This window comes from Bacillus sp. FJAT-27231 (genome assembly GCF_001183975.1).
GTDB classification, from domain to species: domain Bacteria; phylum Bacillota; class Bacilli; order Bacillales; family Domibacillaceae; genus Pseudobacillus; species Pseudobacillus wudalianchiensis.
In genome coordinates, this window is record NZ_LFZU01000001.1 from 2,915,891 (window position 1) to 2,937,848 (window position 21,958).

Genomic DNA, 21,958 nt, shown 5'->3' on the forward strand with positions numbered 1-21,958 from the left:
GAGAAATATATTCATCTCTTACCGTTTAAAGGAAAAATGAACTACAAAGTATTGTATAATAAAGTCAGCTATTTTGAAAGAAGGGAAAGCGATGAACCTGTCGAAATTTGTATGTCAATCGCAAAAAGGTGTCACTTTATTGGAGCTTTTGCTCGCCATGACCATTTTGTCAATCGTTCTACTAACCTTTACACGTTTTTTCTATCAGGCAGGTACTTACAACCTTTCTAACCAGAATAAGACGATAGCGCTCAATGTAGCGAGAAATGCGATGATGCTTTTGGAGAAAGAAAATTTTATTGAAATAAGGAATAGTTTTTACGAGGATACCGCTCCAGTTACAGCTACTGGAGATCAGTTTGGATTGTATTTGTGTAAAAATTCAAATGATCAAACAGAAGGGTATACTCTTAAGCCCTTATCAGAATCTGAAACAGAAGAACCTCCGCTGCTTCCTACTGGCTGTCGGCCCGTTACAATTAATGGCGGAGACTATTATGTAACGGTGAGCTCTGAAAAAAACGCTGAAGAAGAAAATAATGATACATTTTATAACTATTACATCCCAGTCAAAGTGAAGGTGAGCTGGTATCAAAATGAAAAGAAAAAAGAAACCGAACTGGAAGGAACGATTAAAAGCGAGGATTTGCGATAAAAGTGGGCTCACTCTTATAGAAGTGCTGCTGACCATTGTCATTATGGCGATTATCTCGCCGATCGTCTGGTCTGTCTTTAACGGCGGTCAAAAAGCGTATGTCCGGCAAACCGCTGAAGTTCAGTTTCGCGAAGATGCCGATTATGCCGTCACGATGATCATGAATGAATTTTTCGCCACGCCATTTGACTACGTGGAAAGCTGCGGAACAAATTGCATTAAAATCGTAGATGCAAAAGAGGCCAGATTAAAAAAAGCAGGGGCTGAAAAGACAACCTACTATGACATAGAAAAAGAAGCAAAAAGCGAAGTAAAAGAAACGGAAATAAAAGTAGCTGAGGAAGATGAAAAAACCGTCCTGCAGATCAAAGGGGTTCCAGTGGAAACAGAATCGGATTTTAAAGATACAACCGTTTCCTTCTCTTGTCAGGAAACGGATTCTAATGGAAAGTGCTCCTCTGGCTTAATTAAAATTAACATGAAGCTCGGCGATGCAAAGACAAGTCAAAATCTCGATCTAGAAAGTGAGTTTGGTTTCTAATGAACCTTCTGCACAACAATAAAGGAAATGCCCTGCTGCTTGTGTTATTGATAACCGTTATTTTCACTGCTTTAGGCTTAAGCATTATCGCCTCTACGCTCGGCGGGACAAAAAGAACAGAAATTCGCAAAGAAGAAATCGACAAGGCATTCGCCTCTATTAAAGTCATTGACCAAATAACAGCTGATTTGTCTGCCGCTTTGCAAAGCCCAGAGAATAATATGGCCATCGCTGACATAGCCCCGGCAAATGTATCTAGTCGTCTCAATGCTATTTTACTAGACTTGAAAGCTCGATATGAAAATCCCGAAAAAGGCATTGAACAAGTAGATTTTAAAGATGTCACGGTAGACAAGCATTATTTAACCAAAACCCAATCAGATGAAACTTTAACACGCGTATACGAAATTTATGTAACAGCCAAAACCGGAGAAGAAAAAGGAAACATCCGTCGCACGGCGACTAAGCGGCTTATTATTTCCCCGCTGCCAAGCTTTTTAAAGTATGCAGTCGGCGCTGAAGATGGGCCGCTTATTTTAAATGGATCGCCGAATATTAATGGGGATATTTTTGCAAATCAATTGATGATTAGTAAAGATGCTAAGTATTACAGTGAGGCCTATGATCCAGAAAAGGGACCAGATAAAGAAATGGCTACACCTTATCCTTCTATTATGAAAGATCTTTATGCGAGTAAATTTAACAGCGGACACTTACAAGAAATCCTTGATCTGTTAAGGAAACGAGACGAGGAGGGAAATACTTATTTTTACAAAGACAAAGTGCCGGCTTTAAAAAACGACAGCCAGTATCAGGAGATTGACTTTGAAGAAGCATTTGCAACAGAACAAAACGCCGCACTTGAGAAAGTCGCTATAGGAAGGAAAGTTGATATGTCAGTGGTTATATCACAAAATGACATATCTGAGGGTATAGCGACAGCTGAGAGCCTCCCCACGCCCGACGAGCCTGTCCCTGACGTCAGTTTTAATGACTTAGACATTTCAGGAGACGACGGAAAGCACGTTGGCAACTTAATCATAACGAACAAAGAATATGACATCACTGTAGACGATCTTTATGTTAAAGGTGATTTATTAGTTTTCGCTAACCAAAACATGACGTTTCACAATATTTATGCAACCGGAGCCGTTAAAATCATTTCGAACAATGGAAATCTATCAATAACAGGCAATATAGCGTCTCGAGGCGCAATTACATTCATAAATAGCAAAGGAACTTTTGAAGCGAAAAAAGCGATCGCTACGGAGCAATCATTGACGATCACCAATGAAGATGCAATGTCGATTTCCAATCAGGATACTCCACAGAAGCAAAACTTGTTTGCAGCAGAAAAGATAGAGATCACAAACAATCCTGAGGGAATATTAACGATAAATAATGACCTTGTGGCCGGTGAAGGAAATAACGATACAGACGCCATTAATTTGGAATTAAATGGCGAATCCAAAATTGAAGGAAACCTCATTTCCTTAAAAGACAAAAATAATATTAAACTGCTTGTCTATGACAATCTTGATCAGCAGCTTGAAATCACTTTTAAAGGCAACATTTATTCCTCAGGAAAGTTGACGTTACGCGGTAACACAAAAGGTGAGGAAGGCCAAGCAAAAGAAAACGACGAATTAAAAGTCGATGGCATTATGTATGCTTCTGGAGAAGCCACGGTTTCTAACCTAAATATTGTTGGTTTAGAAGATGAAAAGCAATCAAAACAGCTTATCCTGCTTTCTGGAGAAGATGGCTTAGTAATTACAAGAATTAATGAATTCAATTACTATAAGGAACCCATAGAAACACTGGAAACAAATTATGTACCTACTGATGATCCGGAGATTAAGCCCATCAAAGGATTTTTCTACACAGAAGGCAAAGCTGAGTTATACGGTGTCGGCTCACTCTTTTACGTAGACGGAGGCATTTTTGCGAAGGAGCAATTAGAAATTAACGCGGTGCGTGGAGCAATAAAGAAGGATTCAGATGGAAAGCCTAAAGACATTATGGTGGAAAAACAAGAAGATCGTTATTCTCGCTTTATCGTCAACTATAATGAAGACGTCTTGCTACAAAACTTTGAAACCCTTCCTCAAGTAAAATATTTATCGATTTATTCAGATGATCTGACTGTAGAATAAACAAAAAACGGCGTCCTAAAAGCCTGACTTTTAGGACGCCTTCTTATTCTTTACCATCTTCCCTCTATATCATCACCGTGGTCTCCACCGCCACTATCTGACGATGGCTTACTCACTTCAAAAACAGCTGTACCTGAAGCTGTTTTCTTGCCGTCTCCCTCTTTATTTGGCTGTTCGGCTGTTACCGTCACAGTAGAATAACCGGCCTGATTATCAGACACTTTGATCTGCCATTCTCCACCTTCTATTCTAGTCTCAACAATAGAAGACTTAGCAGATTCTACTCGGATCACCTCAACATCTGTTGCGTCATCCGGGTTAATGTTCACATAATCTGTAATAGGTATCCACTCGTTTTCTGTTTCACCTAACTGAAAATCATAATGCGGTTTCGTGAAGGAAATCCCTTCAAGTTCAACAAATGGATCGATAAACTCAATCACAATCGTTTCTTTCACATTTGGATCTTCTTTAGCTGTCACGGTCATGGTTACCGTGCCGGATTCTGTTCCGATCAAGGACCATTTATCTTTCGTTTCAGTCTTTTCCGCTCGGCTCCACTCTTTATCTAATGTTACGGTGTATTCTTTGTTTTTTGTGGTACTTTCAGGAAGAATGGCAACGGTAAAATTGCCGGTTACTCCTTTATCAACTTTCCATTTTTCCGGCTCTTGTTCTGCTGTTTTTATCTTTTCATTATCCGGCACCACAGCAATGCCCGTGATTGGTTCATGAATCGTTACCTTCTCTCTAGATTGTATGTCCGGGTTATCCAATGAAGAAACAATTAGCTCCGTTTCTCCTGCATTTAAGCCTTCCAGTACCCAAACATCTCCATCACCGCTATGATCCTCTTTCATGATAGCATCGGCTAGACTGTCATTGCCGAAAGAAAGCTGATAATCATTTTCCACCGTAGTCTTTGGCTCTAATGTAACCGTGAACTCCTTCGATTTTCCTTTATCTACCTCTAAAGGACTCGGTTTAATAATAATGCCAGTGATGGGCTCCCCAACCGAAACGGGTACTTCTGCTTTAATATTTGGATTTATTTTAGATTGTACTGTCATCGTAGTCGTACCCGCTTTTAAGCCTGTCAGTTTCCATTCATCTACTTCCCCTTGTTTTTCAGGATTAACTGGAACTGAAGCGATGGAAGGATCTTCGAAGATAATATCATACTCCCCTTCTGTCGTATCCTCTGGGAAAACGGCTACAGTAAAATCAACACTTTTTCCTTTTACAACATTTAAAGAAGTAGGATTCACTGTAATTTCCGTGATTGGTTTAATGATTTCAATAGATTTCTTAATAGGATTACTATCAAGCGTAAATCCTCCAGAAGTCCGCACTTCGATATCGACCTGTCCTAAGTAGTCCTCGAAAATCGGCACAGCCATTTGCGGATCAAACGTTTGCCACGAAGTCGTGCTTTCCTTATTTGTTAATCGGTATTCATATTGAACCTCTTCACCGGCTACTAAATATATTGCTTCGAAAGCCACTGGTCCTTCTGTTTTTGGAACGGCAGGACCATCTGTTTGATGAAGTGGTTTCTTAGCTGCATCAAAGTTATTAAATACATTGTAATCTGTTTTCATGTAAAGCAGCGCGGTTGACCCGTCGCTATACGTCAGCTTAATGGCCGTGCCAGCGTTTACAAGCTCCATTCCTTTTACCGGTTTGACAATTTCACCATTTTCATTCGATAGCTTTGTCTCTGCCATCAGCCAAGCATCTGATTGATGAACTTTTTGAATGGTACCGGTATGATCGCCGACATAATCATAGCTCTTCTGTCCTGTTCCATAGAGTAATACTCTCATCGATATCTTTTTATCCGCTGGAGCTAATTGGTTTTCCTGATTATCGGCAAATCTAGAATCTTTAAAATAAAGAGTGCTCCTTGGGATTTCCGTAGAAGGCAGTGCCCATGCCGCTTTTAATTTTACTTTCACGACAAAACGATTTGGCGTAAAGGAACTTGGCATATAGGAAGTCGTTCCATTAGAACCAAGAGTAATGATTAACATTTTCCCTTCCTGCTTTACAGATGCTCCTGGTATAGAAGTTGTTTCTTTCATAACTTCTAATTGTGGATTGCCTGCCATTTCTACCCCATCCGGAAGTGGTTGGCGTAACACAATTTGACTGATCGTTCCTTTCGTTTCCGTACCGAAAACAGTATCAGGTGTCAGAGTATATTTCATAGTAAATTCATTGCTCTCTGAGTCAGCATTTCCGATTTTGACAAGACCTTCAGGCTCAAAAAATGAATTGCCCAGCACTTCTACCGTACTTTTAAATACTGGCGGTGCATCTTTCACTACTTCTACTTTAAAAGCAGGATGTACAAGCTCTTTCAGCTGGCCATCCAAGTCTTTATAAGAGATTTTTACTTTTCCCGTAAAATCATAAGTTCCGGCAGCTGTAAATTCCAAAGGAAGCAATTCTTGAAGTTTCACAGGGTCTGGATTTCCTCCGACAGGATAATGAAATGTAAAGGGAATTTTAACGATTCCCTCATTAGCAGTAAACTTACTATCTTTTCCCACTATTACAGACGAACCGAAATCTCTTAAGTTAATTTCTACATTTCCTCTTATAGAGGGAGCATCAACCTTTTGAGTAATACTAGTTAAGATAGAGTTCAAGTTCTGTTCATTCGCCGTTTGAACTGCTCCCCCGGTCTTAGCCGCCATCGTATTCAAAAGGCTAGAATTTGTGAAGGTAACGATGTTCATGACAGCATTGCTGTTCTTTACTTGTTCAGCAGAGGTTAAAGCCCCGTTATGGATTACTATTTGTGTCTCTGTTAAAGAACGTGCAATCAAATCTTTTTCAACATTTTTATTCTCATCTAGTAACTGTCTATAGGGCGTACTTCCATCTTTTATTCCGTACTTAACCCAAGCATTATTTCGTATTGTCTCACTCCATTGCTTACAATTCCCACTACTCCCTGCATAATCTATACATTTTTTCTCATTTACATCTTCCCTTTTGACGAACTCTGTCTGTTTGCCCGCTGTCAAAAAGATGATATACCGTTTGTTAATTATTGGTCCTGAAAACTTCTTCACTGCCTCTTCTAAGGCAATGGAGTAATTTGCTCCACCAGAACTGGAGTAATCGATAGATCTGCCATACACATCTCTTCCCACTAACGAGTCAACTGCTTCTTCAATTGCTGTCAATCCTTCTCTTGAAGCAACCATGCCGTTTCGTTTTCGGCTAATATTGCTATCAAACGGGATAAAATAGTAATTGTCATTTGAAATCTGTGAAGCTTTTAAAGTCTTAAGAGTCGATTTCATAGCGGATTGGGCCATTACAGACCACCCATTTTGCGCCATTGCACTGGAAGTGTCGTAAACGAAGACGATATCAACTGGTTCTCTTTGAGTCCCTGGCTGAGTAGCTATCCCTTTAGGAGTCAAGTCAATATTTAATTCGCTTTTAGCGTTTTCATTTGTCGGCTTGATCACTTTTTCAGGAGATGCTTTTACAGCAAAGTCAATTCCGGCAGACACCACTTCTTTTTTCGTGACATAAATCGTCGTAGATCTGATAATAGACCCGCTTGACTTGCCATAAGTCAGCTTGCTCTTAATTGTGTAGGTTCCTTCTTTTTTGAATATAAGCGGCAGGGCTTCAGAAAAGTTGCTTCTATTCAAATCAAATTCGTATATTTTCTTGCGACCTGAAGTGTCTCCTTTCATTTCAACAAAGGAACTAACATCTTCATTTTTTTCATTCACAACCGTATCTAGATCAATTTCAACCTTGCCAGTAAGGTCTGAAGACGGTTTTGAAACGATATCTGTAAATAAATCAGGAAGCCTCTTATCACTTGCCTCTAAAGCATAGCCGCCTGTCTTGCTGGAAATTTCATTTAAATAAGCCACATCCCCGTCATCCCCATTACCGACCCCCACGCTGTATAGCTTAATATCTTTACTTTTCATACTCTCAATGATTGTATCAATTTCTTGCTTTACCGCACGTTCATATTCCGCTGTTATCCCTTGCGTGTCGCTGCTATTATGCTTTGTTTCATTTTCAAGCAGATTTGGTTTTCCATCTGAAAAGAGAATAATATTTTTGTAGGAAGAGCCTGAGCTATCCAGCTGTTGAATTGCCGTTTTTAATGCCTTAGCGTAATTTGTTCCCCCGGGCGCATTGGTGCCTTTCTCAGAAGTATATACATTGTTATCTCCTAAACACTGGTTTGCCAAAGTATTTATAAGAGAAAAGCTTTTCGTCGTGCCTACTGTATACTTCCTGCCATTTCCCCCATTACAAGAGTAGCTGGGCACTCCATTTCTAAAAGGAATAAATACAGTATTGTCCCTGTTATTAAAGTAACTTAATGCCTCTATAAAGACTCTTTGTTCACTTATAAACTTTTTATCACTTTGTCCACCATGCATCGACTTTGAAGTATCATATAAGAAAGCTACATTGACGGATTGTCGCAGTCCCTCATTAGGCAAACCGTTTGTAGACACCTTTAATTTCAGTGTACTCTCTGCCCTTCCTTCAGTAGATAAAACGACATTCGGTGGCATAGCTGTAACATTAAAATTCATAGACGGCGGCATACCTGTTGCTGTTGCTGCATTTGCTTCTCTCGGTACAATTGGCAACACAGACAGTATTAACAAAAAAGCTAACAACATCTTAAAAATAGTTGATCTTCCTGCCATCTGTCTCTCCCTCCCTTGTTTCGTCGCATCTACTTTGTTATGTTACGATTATACCAATATACACATTCTTTTTATAGATCATTAGACCTAACCAAATGAATTTTTAATGGCAATTTTAGAGAAACGACAATACTATTATCTTTATGAGTTTATTCCATGAGGCGCATGTAAAAAGCCGTCCTTGCCGGTTTAGTGCCAGGACAGCTTTCTATGCTGATTCATCATGCTTCTTTTATGAATCTTTTCACTTCCGAAATAAAATAAAGCGACCCTGTCACGACTAACACTTCATTTTCATCGGCAGTTTGTTGGAATTTTTGAATAAATCCTTGCCACTTTTCTTCCCATTGATGGGCGGTTAAAAACGGTTCAAAGTCTTTTTTCTTAGCAGCCCGCGGGAATTCAAAGGTTGTGAAGACAATGTGGTTCGCTGTCTTCTCAAGGAGCTCTGTCATTTCCTTTAAGTCTTTATCCTTCATGCCGGAAAATAACGCAGTGATGTTTTTGCCGGGAAAACGTTCGGCAAGTGAAGCAGCGAGTGCTTTCATGCCTTCCGGATTGTGGGCCCCGTCGAGCAGAATCGTTGGCTGCTCGGAGACGTATTCCATTCTTCCCGGCCATTTCGCCGACTGAAGACCCGAGCGGATATGCTCTTCTTCGACTAGGAAAGCATAGAAGGTGCGCAAGTACAATATCGACATGATCGCAACGGCTGCATTGTCTGTTTGATGGAGACCATTCAGACCCGTCATTAAGTCTTTCAGATTGGCAAAGACAGACTGAAAATGAAAGACTTCTCCTTGAGGCATGGATGTTTGCCAGTCAGCCTTGAATTGCTCTCCAAGCTGGTAGACAGGAGATCGAACTTCTTTGGCCCGTCCTTTGATGACTTCCAGTGCCGCCTCCTGTTTGACTCCCGTGACGACTGGTGCACCATTTTTAATAATGCCTGCTTTTTCAAAGGCAATGTCTTCAAGCGTGTCCCCTAAAAATTGCATGTGATCCATGCCGACTGTCGTAATCACCGACAGCAATGGCTGAATGACGTTTGTGGAATCGAGCCGGCCGCCAAGCCCCACTTCAAATAAGGCGATATCCACTGGGCGGGTGTACGCGAAATAGTAAAGGGCCATCGCCGTAATCACTTCAAATTCACTCGGTCCGCCGAGCTCTGTTTTTTCTAATTCCTCTGCCAGCGGCTTAATCATAGCTGTTAATTCAACAATGGCTTCATCGCTAACCGGTTGGCCATTGATGCTAATTCGCTCGTTGAATTGTTCAATATAAGGAGAAGTGAAGGTCCCCACCTCGTATCCCGCTTTCTCTAGGATCGAGCGCATCATGGCGACAGTGGAGCCCTTGCCATTCGTCCCTCCGATGTGTACCGCCCGTAGACGGCGCTCTGGATACTTCATTTTCTCCATTAGCCATTCCATTCTCTTTAAGCCCGGCTTAATGCCAAGCTGAAGCCGTCCATGAATCCAGGAAAGCGCTTCTTCATATGTAGTCATCGTTATGTCTCCTCCTATCAATCATCTTCTAAAAGAAGGTTCGGCTATTTATTATCCAAAAAGTGGATTTTATTAGCTAAAATGATGATTTTATTAGCTAAAATGATGATTTTATTAGCCGATCGTTCCTCTAGAAAAAGACGAATCTACGCTCGGCAGATTCGTCTCATTCCTTTTCTTATCCTTGCATTTCTTTCATGCGTGCTTCAACAGCGGCGCGTTTTTCAAGATAGTCTTTTTCTTTCGCGCGCTCTTCGTCGACGACTTTTTGCGGCGCTTTGCTGACGAACCGTTCGTTGCCAAGTTTCTTTTGAACACGTTCGACTTCGCTGTTCCATTTATCCCATTCTTTTTGCAAGCGGGCAATTTCCTCTTCGATGTTAATTAATCCCTCAAGCGGCAAGAACAATTCGGCACCTGTGACAACAGCCGTCACCGCTTTGTCAGGTGCTGAAGCATCTGTTGAGACGACGAGCTCTTCCGGGTTACAGAAACGCTCGATGTAAGCACGGTTGTTTTCCAATGTGCTCAACACTGTTTCATCTTTCGCTTTGATAATTAACTTAATCTTCTTGCTGAGCGGTGTATTGACTTCCGCCCGGATATTACGCACAGAACGGATAATGTCTACAAGCAATTTCATTTCTTCTGCTGCTTGCTGATCAGATAGTTCCTCATTCACTTCTGGCCATTTCGCTGTGACGATCGTCTCTCCATTGTGAGGCAGGTTTTGCCATATTTCCTCGGTAATAAACGGCATGAATGGATGCAATAGGCGCATCGTGTTATCTAACACGTAAGCAAGAATAGAACGTGTCGTTTTCTTCGCTGCTTCGTCTTCCCCGTAAAGCGGAAGCTTCGCCATTTCAATATACCAATCGCAGAAATCGTCCCAAATAAAGTTGTAAAGCACGCGGCCTACTTCACCGAATTCATAGCGGTCAGCGAGCTTTGTCACGTTGACGATCGTGTCGTTTAAGCGCGTTAAAATCCATTTATCTGCAACTGATTTTTCGCCGCTCAAGTCGATTTCTTCATATTTCAAGCCATTCATGTTCATAAGAGCAAAACGAGAAGCGTTCCAAATCTTATTGGCAAAGTTCCAGATAGATTCTACTTTTTCTACAGAGAAGCGCAAGTCCTGTCCAGGAGAACTGCCCGTTGATAAGAAATAACGCAAGGAATCAGCTCCGTATTGATCAATGACTTCCATTGGATCCACACCGTTTCCTAGTGATTTACTCATTTTCCGTCCTTCTGAATCGCGGACAAGCCCGTGGATCAGTACATCTTTAAATGGACGTTCGCCTGTGAACTCTAGACCTTGGAAAATCATCCGGGATACCCAGAAGAATATAATATCATAGCCTGTTACGAGAGCAGCAGTTGGATAATAGCGTTTGAAGTCCGCTGCCTCTTTGTCCGGCCAGCCCATTGTTGAAAACGGCCATAATGCAGAGCTGAACCATGTATCAAGAACGTCTTTATCTTGTTCCCAGTTCTCAGCGTCTTCCGGTGCCTCATGGCCAACGTAGACTTCGCCTGTTTCTTTATGATACCAAGCTGGGATGCGGTGACCCCACCAAAGCTGACGAGAAATACACCAGTCACGGATATTTTCCATCCAGTGAAGATAAGTCTTCTCAAAACGGTCTGGTACGAAATGAACTTTATCTTCTTTTGATTGCAGTTCAATTGCTGAATCTGCAAGCGGCTGCATTTTCACAAACCACTGGGTAGATAAATACGGCTCGACTACCGCACCGCTGCGCTCTGAGTGACCGACAGAATGCATATGGTCTTCAATCTTGAAAAGGACATCTGCTTCCTGCAAATCCTTCACAATTTGTTTGCGGCAGTCAAAACGATCCATTCCATTGTATTTGCCGGCACGCTTATTCATAGTGCCATCTTCATTCATGACGAGAATGCGCTCTAAGTTATGGCGATTGCCAATTTCAAAGTCATTCGGATCGTGAGCTGGAGTAATCTTTACGGCTCCTGAACCAAATTCCATATCGACATAATCATCGCCAACGATTGGGATTTCACGGCCGATGATTGGAAGAATGACCTTTTTGCCAATAAGATGCTTATAGCGCTCATCTTCTGGATGAACCGCTACGGCTGTATCACCAAGCATTGTTTCCGGACGAGTGGTCGCGATTTCAATATAACCGCTTCCATCTGCCAGTGGATATCTCATATGATAAAACGCACCTTGTACATCTTTGTAAATCACTTCAATATCGGATAAAGCTGTTTTTGTTGCTGGGTCCCAGTTGATAATATACTCCCCGCGATAAATTAAGCCTTTTTCATATAGGGAGACGAATACTTCACGCACGGCTTTTGACAAGCCTTCATCAAGCGTAAAGCGCTCACGGCTGTAATCCAGGCCAAGGCCGAGCTTCGCCCATTGCTGGCGGATAAAGTTCGCATACTCTTCTTTCCATTTCCATGCTTCTTCTAGAAATTTTTCACGGCCAAGATCATAACGCGTTTTGCCTTCTTCACGAAGCTTTTGTTCTACTTTCGCCTGTGTGGCAATTCCGGCATGGTCCATTCCTGGAAGCCAAAGGACATCATATCCCTGCATCCGCTTCATACGCGTTAAAATATCTTGCAATGTCGTATCCCATGCATGGCCAAGGTGTAGCTTCCCGGTTACATTCGGCGGCGGGATCACAATGGTGTACGGTGTTTTTGTTTCATCATCTTTTGCTTCGAAATATTGGCCTTTTACCCACCAATCATATCGTCCCTGCTCAATTGCTTTCGGATCATATTTTGTCGGCATCGACAATTCATTGTTTTCCATTCAGTTTTCCTCCTTATTACAGAACAAATGCACAAGCACTTTAGCCAGCTACCTGTAATGTGATCATTCATATTTTTTGAACACAAAAAAACTCCTAACGTCAAAAGGACGAAGGAGTTGTTCGCGGTACCACCTTTTTTCACGGACAGCTGTACATAGACAGACTGGTCCGGCTCTCAATCCATTAACGGCTGGCGACCGGCTTCCACTACTGATAAGTTCGCAGAAGCAGCTCACGGGGGACATTCCAAAGATTCTTGCGGAAAACTTTTCAGCCAGGAGTTTTCCTCTCTGCAGGCAAGTGATCACTTTGTACTCTTCCCGGTCTTTGCTTTTCTTTATCATTCATATATTAGCTGAAAACAGGCAAGGGCGTCAATCTTTCCCCTATTATTTTTTTAGAAAGCCTTTTGATTGCAAAAACTCAAGCATATACGCCCGCCGCGGTTCAGATAAAAAGGCTGCCATCCCACCTGTCCAGGCGGCGTCTTTCTGGTTCGTTGAGCGGTTCGCATAATATTCGTGCATCCGCTCGTCATACGCTGGGAGCAGACGGCTATATTTCTCTTCATTATAGGAATCTTCATGTAAAATAGCTTCTACCGGCAGGCGCGGTTTTACTTCGTTCGATTCAGCTGGCACACCTACAGTCAAGCCGAATAATGGAATGACATAGTCGGGCAGATTCAACAACTCACTGATCGCCTGCGGATTATTACGTACCCCTCCAATATAACAGATACCATATCCTTTTGATTCTGCGGCCACGACAAAGTTTTGGGCAAACAAGGCTGTATCAATCACAGCGACAAGCAGATTTTCTGCCGTGCCGCCTTCAAAGTTTTTGCCATGAAGGGTCACGGCTTTTTCCAGGCGCTTTAAATCCGCACAAAAAACAAGCGGCAAGGCAGCTGATTCAAATTGCTGTTTGTTCTTTGATAATTCTGCGAGCTTAAGGCGTTTCTCTTCATCCTTCACTCGTACAACGGAATAAGCTTGCACGAAATGAGAGCTTGCTGCATGCTGGGCAGCTTCAAGCAATTCATAAAAAACCTCATCTGAAATAGGCTCGTCTGTATATTTGCGGACAGACGCATGGGATTTCAATAAATCGATCATATTATCCTTCCTCCCCTATCTTGTCATCTAAAACCATATGTATGTCCCTATTAACGTAAATCACCTTTTTCCCACTGTCAACGTTCCTGCTCTCCCCTGCTTAAAATCACCCTTTTTATTTGGATACATATAATAAAAGAAGAACTCTTCATGAATTTACAGGCAGGTGTAATGATGAGAAGACGCTATAACCCTTACTCTTTGCCACCTTGGCTTCGGACGGTCCGGGACGTTTGCTGTCAGCTAGCCGTTCCCTTTTGCATCTTCCAAGGCATCCGGACTATTTTCTTTCCTACAACCTTTGATGTTATTTTGTTGTCTATCCTTGTGCTGCTTGCTGTCGCCCTTTATCTCGAGTGGATTTAAGAGGACGTCCCCACAGACGTCTTTTTTGCTTTCTATTTCGCTTCTGCCTGCCAAGATTTTCGCTTTTGAAAATACCTTTCTCTTCCCTAAGTGAGCATGTACATATTTTTCTTTACGAACCATTATTTCGTGATTATAGTAGCTAAGTAAATTTCATATAAACTCAATCACACCTTATATAATTGCTTAATCCTTAAGGAGTGGGGGACCCATTTTGTGCATCGTCACTGGGGGTGAATCCTTCATAAGAAGGCAGGGCTACTCTCAAAGCCCGAATCCGACAGCTAACCTCATAAGCGTCTAGGGAGGAGGTTTGCTTTGTGTTGGCTGAAAAGGACACTGAGTAATACCTTAGTGTTCTTTTTTGTGTTCATTTTTAAATGAGGATTGGTCGTGGTTAAAGGGGGAAGTATAAACGTATCAATCCTTTGCAGTAAAGGCTTGTTTAAGAACCATTAATTGAAATGGAATATCATAAGCAATCAATGTATAGATTTATATTTTTAATAACTGGATGTACGGAGATTGTAGACAAAGTCTATTTTTAACATCTCAGGCTGCTTGAAAGCGAGCGTTTGTCAACAGCCTGGTACTTTTATGGAGGTAAGCATCATGCGCTATTCACTCATGAAAAAAGCATTGATTGGAAGACCGCTCAAAACAAGGGAATTGGGAAAACAAAAATTAAGCAAGTTAAAGGCCCTTGCCATTTTGTCATCAGATGCGCTTTCTTCTGTTGCCTATGGACCAGAACAAGTTTTAATTGTCCTGTCTGCAATCGGTCTCGTGGCATTTTGGTATTCCATTCCTATCGGCGTTGGCGTGCTGGTACTATTGACGGCTTTAATTCTTTCCTACCGCCAAATTATCCATGCCTACCCCCGCGGCGGCGGTGCCTACATCGTCTCCAGAAACAATTTAGGAGAAAATGCCGGGCTCATCGCCGGAGGCTCCTTGTTAGTAGACTATATTTTAACTGTAGCTGTGAGTGTTTCAGCCGGAACGGACGCCCTTACGTCTGCTTTTCCGGAGCTGCATCAGCATAACGTAATTATTGCTTGTTTATTGGTCGTCTTGATTACCATTTTAAATTTGAGAGGCGTAACAGAGTCCGCTTCTGTCCTGGCTTATCCTGTCTACTTATTTGTTGTGGCCTTACTTATTCTTTCGGCAGTAGGGCTATGGAAAATTACAATTGGACAAGTACCGGCTGATTTGCATCCAACAATCGGAACAGCTGTACCAGGGATTAGTCTGTTTTTATTGCTCCGTGCTTTTTCATCCGGCTGTTCGGCCTTGACCGGAGTAGAGGCGGTTTCCAATGCTGTTCCTAATTTTAAAGAACCGGCAGCTAAAAATGCCGCGAATACATTAGTTATGATGGGAGTCATCTTAGCTATTCTTTTCTCCGGCATTATGTTTTTAGCCTACTGGTTTGGGATTGTCCCTAAAGCCGAAGAAACCGTAGTATCACAGATTGCATCCGCAGTGTTTGGAAGAAACTTTATGTATTATTTTATTCAAGGGGCTACCGCTCTTATCCTAGTGCTCGCAGCGAATACCGGATTTTCTGCTTTCCCATTATTAGCGGTTAACTTAGCAACAGACAAGTACATCCCGCGAATGTTCCTGATACGTGGAGATCGGCTTGGTTATTCAAATGGGATTGTCACACTGGGAATCATGTCCATTATATTAATCGTGGCCTTTAGCGGTCAAACCGAGCAGCTGATCCCCTTATATGCTGTCGGGGTATTTATTCCTTTTACACTTTCACAATCGGGAATGATTGTGAAATGGGTAAAAGAAAAACCCTCTGGCTGGGCCTATAAATTGAGTGTTAATTTAGTTGGGGCTCTTATTAGTTTAACGGTTGTTATTATTTTCTTTACGACTAAATTTACTCAAGTCTGGCCTGTCTTGATTTTCTTGCCGATTATTATCTGGATGTTCCACCGGATTAAAAACCACTATGAAGCTACGGGAGAACAGCTGAGAATTAAACCTGGCGAGGAAGCTTTACAATTTAAAGGGAACGTGGTAATCGTTCCGGTTGCAGGTATTACAAAAGTAGTGGAAAACTCCTTAAATTATGCCCAGCTAGTCGGCGATACAGTGATTGCTGTTTATGTTGCCTTTGACCGCGAGAGTGAAAAGCAGATGGAGGAAAAGTGGAAAAAGTGGAAACCAAATATCCGCCTCGTTACGCTCCAATCGCAATATCGCAGTTTAATGAGGCCCCTTTCCCGATTTATTGACCTGGCGGCGGAAAAGGCGAACGGGAATGACCGCACACTAACCGTGCTTATTCCACAATTCATCACGAAGAAGAGATGGCAGGATATTCTGCACAATCAGTCAAGCTTACGCTTAAGAGTTTATCTCCTTTATCAAAAGAACGTTATTGTCACGACGGTTCCGTATCGATTTAAAAAATAGGTCCTCCAAAAGCATGTTTTTCAATAGTTGGTTAGGGTGGAAATCAAGCGAACCGAGTATAAAGCACCAAAATTAACCATTGCAACATTCAAAAAAATTGACTATAATGCTAGTATCAAATTAATTAAATATTCCCATTTACCGATGGGATAGAGGCTGCAGTTTATATGAGTAAAACAGTCGAGATACCATGATGTTGATGACGCTGTTTGAAAGGATAAACTGCCGAAGTGTGAGTAGGTCATTGTCTATTCATGCTGGGGATGTTTTCGAATAGGAACATCACTGTCGCGTTATTTAACGTGGAGGGCTATCTTCGGAAGGATTAAACGGACTTTTAAACAGCCGTCGATCTTCTTCGACGGCTGTTTTTTATTTGCCCTCAACATGCGTTAACCTTCTATCATAAAAAGGAGTGCACAACATTGAGGAATACAGCAACATCATCAGCAGATGCATCAACAGCGTCATCCAAACCAAATGAACTAAAAAGAACACTCAAAGCAAGACACCTGACGATGATCTCTCTTGGCGGATCAATCGGAACGGGAATCTTCTTAGCCAGCGGCGGCGCTATTCACAATGCCGGCCCTGGAGGAGCGCTGCTCGCTTATGCAGCCATCGGACTAATGGTTTACTTCTTAATGACAAGCTTGGCAGAAATGGCAGCTTATATGCCGGTAGCCGGTTCTTTTAAAGCCTATGCCTCAAAATTTGTCGATCCAGCTCTCGGGTTTGCGATCGGTTGGAACTATTGGTACAACTGGGCAATCACCATTGCTGCCGAACTCGCTGCCGTTGTACTCATTATGAAATTTTGGTTTCCTGAAAGTCCTTCCTTTATTTGGAGCGGATTGGCCCTTTTAATTATGTTTGGCTTGAATTTTCTATCCGTTAAAGGGTTTGGAGAGGCAGAATTTTGGTTCTCCCTTATTAAAGTCATCACCGTTATTATATTTATTATTACTGGACTCTTCATGATCTTTGGCATTATGGGCGGCGAAGCGATTGGCTTTAAAAACTTCACCATTGAGGATGCTCCTTTCAACGGCGGATTTTTGGCGGTTCTAGGTGTTTTCATGGCGGCCGGCTTCTCTTTCCAAGGGACAGAATTACTCGGAGTGGCAGCCGGAGAAAGTGAAGAACCAGAGAAAAATATTCCTAAAGCGATTAATTCTGTGTTCTGGCGGATCCTGCTCTTTTATATTTTAGCCATTTTCGTAATCGGATTAATTCTTCCATACACAGATGAACGCCTTCTAAGTGATGCCGTTTCTGTCAGTCCCTTTACACTCGTTTTTGAACGAGCAGGATTTGCTTTTGCTGCTTCTGTTATGAATGCGATTATTTTAACGGCTGTCTTATCTGCCGGTAATTCCGGCATGTATGCCTCTACACGTATGCTCTGGGACTTGGCACGTGATGGACAAGCTCCGAAATTCTTAGCTCAGCTTGACAGAAAGGGCGTACCAGTAAACGCTCTTATTATTACAACTCTCGTTGGCTGTCTTGCATTCTTAACTACCTTCTTCGGTGACGGCGTCGTGTATGTATGGCTGCTAAACGCTTCTGGAATGGCTGGGTTCGTAACATGGCTTGGAATTGCCATTAGCCATTATCGTTTTCGGAGAGCTTTCATTGCTCAAGGCGGAGATTTAACAACACTTCCTTACCGAGCAAAATGGTTCCCAATTGGTCCTGTATTGGCTCTTATTCTCTGTGTCTTTGTTATTTTAGGGCAAAACTTTCAAGCCTTCACAGGAGGTCAAATTGACTGGAACGGCGTGTTTGTTTCTTATATTGGGCTCCCCCTATTTTTAATCTTCTGGATTGGCTATAAAGTGAAGCATAAAACAAAAGTCATTCCTTTAAAAGAATGTGACCTTGGAAAAGAATAACGATCAAAAACAGCTGAAGAGATTCTTTCTCTCCAGCTGTTTTTTAATAGATCTTATTCATTTTCTTCCTTTAATGATGTAACAAAATACTCAATGTTTTTTAATTGCCAATAATCCTGCTGAAATTTACGGGTATAGCGGTATTCACTTTGTTTTCGCTGTCCTGAAAAATAAGCAGCAGCTGTTTGATACATCGCTCCTGGATAAGCCATATAGCTTTGGAATAACAGTCTTTCCCCTTTTTTCAGCGGAAAAAATTCAGCATAATACGCGAACAGCTCCCTTGCTGATGCTGAGTTTTCCGGAAATGTATCCAGTATGCGGGCAAAATACGGAATTAAATCATGGATAGGCGTCGCTCTCCTGGACTGTTCTAAATTAATAAAATACCCTCCCCCGCTCCGATCAATAAGAAAATGTCCAGGATCTAGTTTGCCGTGCACCTGAACCGTTCTCTCTTTTTCGTCCTCTTCTGTTTCCTCTTTCCATTCTTTCAGCTTTTCCTTTGCAAAAGAAAACGCCTGGCGGGTCTCTGTATAGTACATACAAAATAGCAGTTGGAATGGTGACATATAAGTTTCTCTTTCTGAAAGTTCCAGAAATTGCTCTAAATGTTCTTCTTGCCTTTCCCATAAAACTTTAGTTTGTTCGTATTGTTCGGCACGTGCTGCCTTCGCTACGGGGATCTCTGCTGTAGAAACGAAATGCAGCCTGGCTACTTCTCGAATGAGCTTTTTCTCTGTTTCTGCTATCTGCTGGCCGCCGCTTTCAATCCACGGCATTAAATAGTAAATATGGGCGCCTTCCAAAACGCCATATCTACCGTCCAAAGTTGGATAAACCGGAACAAACCGATGATAGCCCGCTTGATAAAGCTTTTGCATATTTAATAGAAAATCCATTCCCCGTATGGAAGGAATTCTTTTTAAAGCAAACACGCCTTTATCAGTTGTTATTTTTTGTACCTGGCCTATCTCTTCGATATGCATGGGGGTTAGTCCGTAGCTTTTCCAAATATGTGAATAGGGCTGTTCCACTATCTTCACCCGCTTTATAAAAAATAAGGCTGTCCCAACTTTAATCGGGAACAGCCGGATCATTAACGAGAAGTCGGTATATAGAGCGCCTGGCCCTCTTCAATGCTTTGATTCGTCTCCAATTTGTTTTCGCGAACTAAGTCAGCTACCGGTAATTCGTAACGCTCGGCGATCGTCTGAAGGGTATCCTCTCTTTGAACAAGACACACTTTCCAAGTGACCGCTTCCTCAGATTCTTTTCTCGCAAAGAAATCGGCTAGAGACATCGTTTCGCTTTTCTTTAAACTAAATGACTTTTTCTTTTTCTTTGGTTCCTCTTCCTCTGATGATGAAGAGGAAGATGGAGACGGAGATGGGGACGGAGACTCATTCATCTCTGCTAATTCGGAAGGCGAGGATTCCATTACCTCCTTCATCTCATGAGCAGGCATATTGATATTGCTCATAGAAGAAGATTCCATTAGATTAGGAGACTCATTAATGGCCACATTAGGAGATTCATTAGGTACCAGCTCCATGTTCATATTAGAGACATTTTCTTTTTGCTGTTCTTTTCTTTCTTCATTTAGCGAAAACAGTGGTATTTCTTCTTCCTCGGGCGCGTCAGGCTGTCTTTTCACCTCCACTAAAAAATCGGCTTCCCTTCCCTGTTCTTCTAAATTCTCCGCTGTATCAACATCCAGCTTTAAAATCGAAAATTCCGGCTCCTTTTTATTTACTTCTTCTTTTAGCCTAGGCTGGTCCTCTACGGGTACTTCAACCGTTTTATCAATTGGTGTTCTTTCAGTCTCTGCCTCTTCTTCCATTATTCCTGCTATCGACAAATCTACGGTTAATTTTAAATTAGCTTTTTCAGGAAACTCATAGTCAAACGAGTCGATGTAAATTTCAACATCTTCCATCTTAGCAATACGAGATTTTGGGATGGTTATATCAATTGGAAAGTGATGAAAAAACTCACATTCATTATCTCCTCGCTCTAATACTTGCTGTACATATTTATAACCATGCATACCTGTCTGTTCTGCTTGGTGCTGTTCTGATGGAGCATATTCTCCTGAGAGTTCTAAAAAGCCATGCATTCTAATGAATTGGTCTGCTTCTTCAGTATGAATTTGTGGATCAAGAGAGATAGAATATAATTCTCCTACTTCCTGACCTCTCATAAATCGCACGGTTTCTTCTAATGAAAATCGTAAATACGATAGATCTTGAGACGCCACTTTATTTCCTCCTTTCAAATCCTCGGACTTATGTTTTTCACTCGTTTACATAACGACAAGATAATTCCTATTTATCTTCCCTGACAATTTATTTGTATGACGCTCTGGAAAGAAATATGAAAGATTGCCCCATTCAATTTAGGATAAACAAAAACCCGCCAGCGGATCGGCTGGCGGGTTTTTGTTTATCTTTTATTTCGCTAAGCGGCTAAATGCTTTTTCAGCAGCTGCAATCGTATGCTCAATGTCTTCTTCAGTATGAGCGCTTGATAAAAATAAGCCTTCAAATTGGGACGGCGGCAGGAATACACCTTCATTTGCCATTTCCCGGTAATAGTCCGCAAACAATTCGAGGTCAGACGTTTTGGCTTTTTCATAATTCGTTACATGTTCATTTGTAAAGAAGAGGCCAATCATTGAACCAGCACGGTTAAAGGTAATTGGAATGTTATGCTTCTTCGCTGCTTCCGTTAATCCTTCTTCAAGCCGATCTGCTTTGCGTCCAAATTCTTCGTACATTTCTGGGGTTAATTGACGGAGCGTTTCCAAGCCGGCTGTCATTGCCATCGGATTCCCTGAAAGTGTGCCCGCTTGGTAAATTGGTCCGCTTGGCGCAATTTGATTCATAATGTCTGCCCGGCCGCCGTAAGCACCGACTGGGAGACCGCCGCCAATGACCTTGCCAAGACAAGTTAGATCTGGTGTAATGCCGAAGAACCCTTGTGCACAGTTATAACCGACACGGAAACCTGTCATGACCTCATCAAAAATAAGGAGAGCTCCATATTCCTTCGTTACTTCACGAAGGCCTTCTAAGAAACCTGGCTGTGGCGGCACAACGCCCATATTCCCCGCAACAGGCTCAACAATGACACAAGCAATGTCATCGCCAAATTGTTGGAAGGCATACTTTACGCCATCAAGATCATTATAAGGGACCGTAATCGTATTTTTCGCTACGCTTTCTGGCACACCTGGGCTATCTGGCAATCCTAATGTTGCGACACCAGAGCCTGCTTTAATTAAAAGAGAATCGCCATGGCCATGGTAGCAGCCTTCAAACTTCAATATCTTGCTGCGCCCTGTAAAGCCGCGGGCAAGCCGAAGCGCACTCATCGTTGCTTCTGTACCAGAAGAAACCATCCGAACGACTTCGATAGATGGAACGCGATCGATGACGAGCTTCGCAAGCTCATTTTCAATTAAAGTGGAAGCCCCAAAGCTTGTACCCGTTTCAGCTGTCTTTTTCAACGCTTCCACTACTTGATCATTCGCATGTCCTAAAATAAGCGGGCCCCATGACAGTACATAGTCAATGTAGTCATTGCCGTCGATATCATAAATCTTAGAGCCTTTTCCCCGTTCCATAAAAATAGGGTCCATATTTACAGATTTAAAGGCACGAACCGGGCTATTAACGCCGCCTGGCATTAATTGAACCGCTTCTTGAAAGGCTTGCTTTGATTTTTCATAAGAACGCATA

At 42.0% G+C, this 21,958-nt stretch carries 13 protein-coding genes, 2 riboswitches and 1 other annotated feature; of the genes, 6 read left to right on the forward strand and 7 right to left on the reverse strand.

What is annotated here, in order from left to right:
* The first annotated feature begins 91 nt into the window (after positions 1-91).
* The 3 genes from AC623_RS14065 to AC623_RS14075 are packed head-to-tail and all read left to right on the forward strand — an operon-like array spanning position 92 to position 3,352.
* Complete coding sequence (locus AC623_RS14065; RefSeq protein WP_049663471.1) at positions 92-655, forward strand: type IV pilus modification PilV family protein; 564 nt, start codon at positions 92-94, stop codon at positions 653-655.
* Positions 597-1,196 (forward strand): PulJ/GspJ family protein, encoded by a 600-nt coding sequence (locus AC623_RS14070; protein WP_049663472.1) that lies wholly within the window; start codon positions 597-599, stop codon positions 1,194-1,196. Before AC623_RS14065 ends, AC623_RS14070 begins: the two co-directional genes overlap by 59 nt.
* Complete coding sequence (locus AC623_RS14075) at positions 1,196-3,352, forward strand: hypothetical protein (protein WP_049663473.1); 2,157 nt, start codon at positions 1,196-1,198, stop codon at positions 3,350-3,352. The genes AC623_RS14070 and AC623_RS14075 overlap by 1 nt, the downstream gene beginning before the upstream one ends.
* Positions 3,353-3,402: 50 nt before the next feature.
* Here AC623_RS14075 and AC623_RS14080 read toward each other — a convergent pair whose 3' ends face one another.
* From AC623_RS14080 to nfsA, 4 genes are all read right to left on the reverse strand, one after another.
* Positions 3,403-8,061 carry a VWA domain-containing protein gene (locus AC623_RS14080; protein ID WP_049663475.1) on the reverse strand — a complete coding sequence of 1,553 codons (4,659 nt, stop codon included), beginning with the start codon at positions 8,059-8,061 and terminating at the stop codon, positions 3,403-3,405.
* A 221-nt stretch (positions 8,062-8,282) separates the two neighbouring features.
* Positions 8,283-9,572, reverse strand: coding sequence for a bifunctional folylpolyglutamate synthase/dihydrofolate synthase (locus tag AC623_RS14085; RefSeq protein WP_049663476.1), 1,290 nt, complete (start codon positions 9,570-9,572; stop codon positions 8,283-8,285).
* A gap of 178 nt (positions 9,573-9,750) precedes the next feature.
* Complete coding sequence (locus tag AC623_RS14090; protein ID WP_049663478.1) at positions 9,751-12,393, reverse strand: valine--tRNA ligase; 2,643 nt, start codon at positions 12,391-12,393, stop codon at positions 9,751-9,753.
* 101 nt (positions 12,394-12,494) lie between these two features.
* Positions 12,495-12,731, reverse strand: a binding site (T-box leader).
* 52 nt (positions 12,732-12,783) lie between these two features.
* Positions 12,784-13,512: an oxygen-insensitive NADPH nitroreductase gene (nfsA, locus tag AC623_RS14095; RefSeq protein ID WP_049663479.1), complete on the reverse strand. Its 729-nt coding sequence runs from the start codon at positions 13,510-13,512 to the stop codon at positions 12,784-12,786.
* Positions 13,513-13,686: 174 nt separating this feature from the next.
* Here nfsA and AC623_RS21160 point away from each other — a divergent pair, with 174 nt between their 5' ends.
* The 3 genes from AC623_RS21160 (at position 13,687) to AC623_RS14110 (ending at position 18,215) form a co-directional block, all read left to right on the forward strand.
* Entirely contained in the window at positions 13,687-13,878 is a 192-nt protein-coding gene (locus tag AC623_RS21160) for a hypothetical protein (protein ID WP_082174552.1), read from the forward strand.
* A 173-nt stretch (positions 13,879-14,051) separates the two neighbouring features.
* Positions 14,052-14,191: riboswitch (cyclic di-AMP (ydaO/yuaA leader) on the forward strand.
* A 299-nt stretch (positions 14,192-14,490) separates the two neighbouring features.
* Complete coding sequence (locus AC623_RS14105; RefSeq protein ID WP_049663482.1) at positions 14,491-16,317, forward strand: APC family permease; 1,827 nt, start codon at positions 14,491-14,493, stop codon at positions 16,315-16,317.
* A gap of 142 nt (positions 16,318-16,459) precedes the next feature.
* Positions 16,460-16,638: riboswitch (Lysine riboswitch) on the forward strand.
* A gap of 104 nt (positions 16,639-16,742) precedes the next feature.
* Positions 16,743-18,215: an amino acid permease gene (locus AC623_RS14110; RefSeq protein WP_049663483.1), complete on the forward strand. Its 1,473-nt coding sequence runs from the start codon at positions 16,743-16,745 to the stop codon at positions 18,213-18,215.
* A gap of 53 nt (positions 18,216-18,268) precedes the next feature.
* Here AC623_RS14110 and ysxE read toward each other — a convergent pair whose 3' ends face one another.
* From ysxE to hemL, 3 genes are all read right to left on the reverse strand, one after another.
* Positions 18,269-19,252 carry a spore coat protein YsxE gene (ysxE, locus tag AC623_RS14115; RefSeq protein ID WP_197090974.1) on the reverse strand — a complete coding sequence of 328 codons (984 nt, stop codon included), beginning with the start codon at positions 19,250-19,252 and terminating at the stop codon, positions 18,269-18,271.
* A gap of 62 nt (positions 19,253-19,314) precedes the next feature.
* Complete coding sequence (gene spoVID / locus AC623_RS14120; RefSeq protein ID WP_049663485.1) at positions 19,315-20,475, reverse strand: stage VI sporulation protein D; 1,161 nt, start codon at positions 20,473-20,475, stop codon at positions 19,315-19,317.
* A 192-nt stretch (positions 20,476-20,667) separates the two neighbouring features.
* Positions 20,668-21,957: a glutamate-1-semialdehyde 2,1-aminomutase gene (gene hemL, locus AC623_RS14125; RefSeq protein ID WP_049663486.1), complete on the reverse strand. Its 1,290-nt coding sequence runs from the start codon at positions 21,955-21,957 to the stop codon at positions 20,668-20,670.
* Position 21,958 lies beyond the last annotated feature (1 nt).

Bases quoted from the DNA above. Each gene is read 5' to 3' on its own strand.
- AC623_RS14065 (WP_049663471.1), top strand. From the start codon at position 92: ATGAACCTGTCGAAATTTGTATGTCAATCGCAAAAAGGTGTCACTTTA.
- AC623_RS14070 (WP_049663472.1), top strand. From the start codon at position 597: ATGAAAAGAAAAAAGAAACCGAACTGGAAGGAACGATTAAAAGCGAGG.
- AC623_RS14075 (WP_049663473.1), top strand. From the start codon at position 1,196: ATGAACCTTCTGCACAACAATAAAGGAAATGCCCTGCTGCTTGTGTTA.
- AC623_RS14080 (WP_049663475.1), bottom strand. From the start codon at position 8,061: ATGGCAGGAAGATCAACTATTTTTAAGATGTTGTTAGCTTTTTTGTTA.
- AC623_RS14085 (WP_049663476.1), bottom strand. From the start codon at position 9,572: ATGACTACATATGAAGAAGCGCTTTCCTGGATTCATGGACGGCTTCAG.
- AC623_RS14090 (WP_049663478.1), bottom strand. From the start codon at position 12,393: ATGGAAAACAATGAATTGTCGATGCCGACAAAATATGATCCGAAAGCA.
- nfsA (WP_049663479.1), bottom strand. From the start codon at position 13,512: ATGATCGATTTATTGAAATCCCATGCGTCTGTCCGCAAATATACAGAC.
- AC623_RS21160 (WP_082174552.1), top strand. From the start codon at position 13,687: ATGAGAAGACGCTATAACCCTTACTCTTTGCCACCTTGGCTTCGGACG.
- AC623_RS14105 (WP_049663482.1), top strand. From the start codon at position 14,491: ATGCGCTATTCACTCATGAAAAAAGCATTGATTGGAAGACCGCTCAAA.
- hemL (WP_049663486.1), bottom strand. From the start codon at position 21,957: ATGCGTTCTTATGAAAAATCAAAGCAAGCCTTTCAAGAAGCGGTTCAA.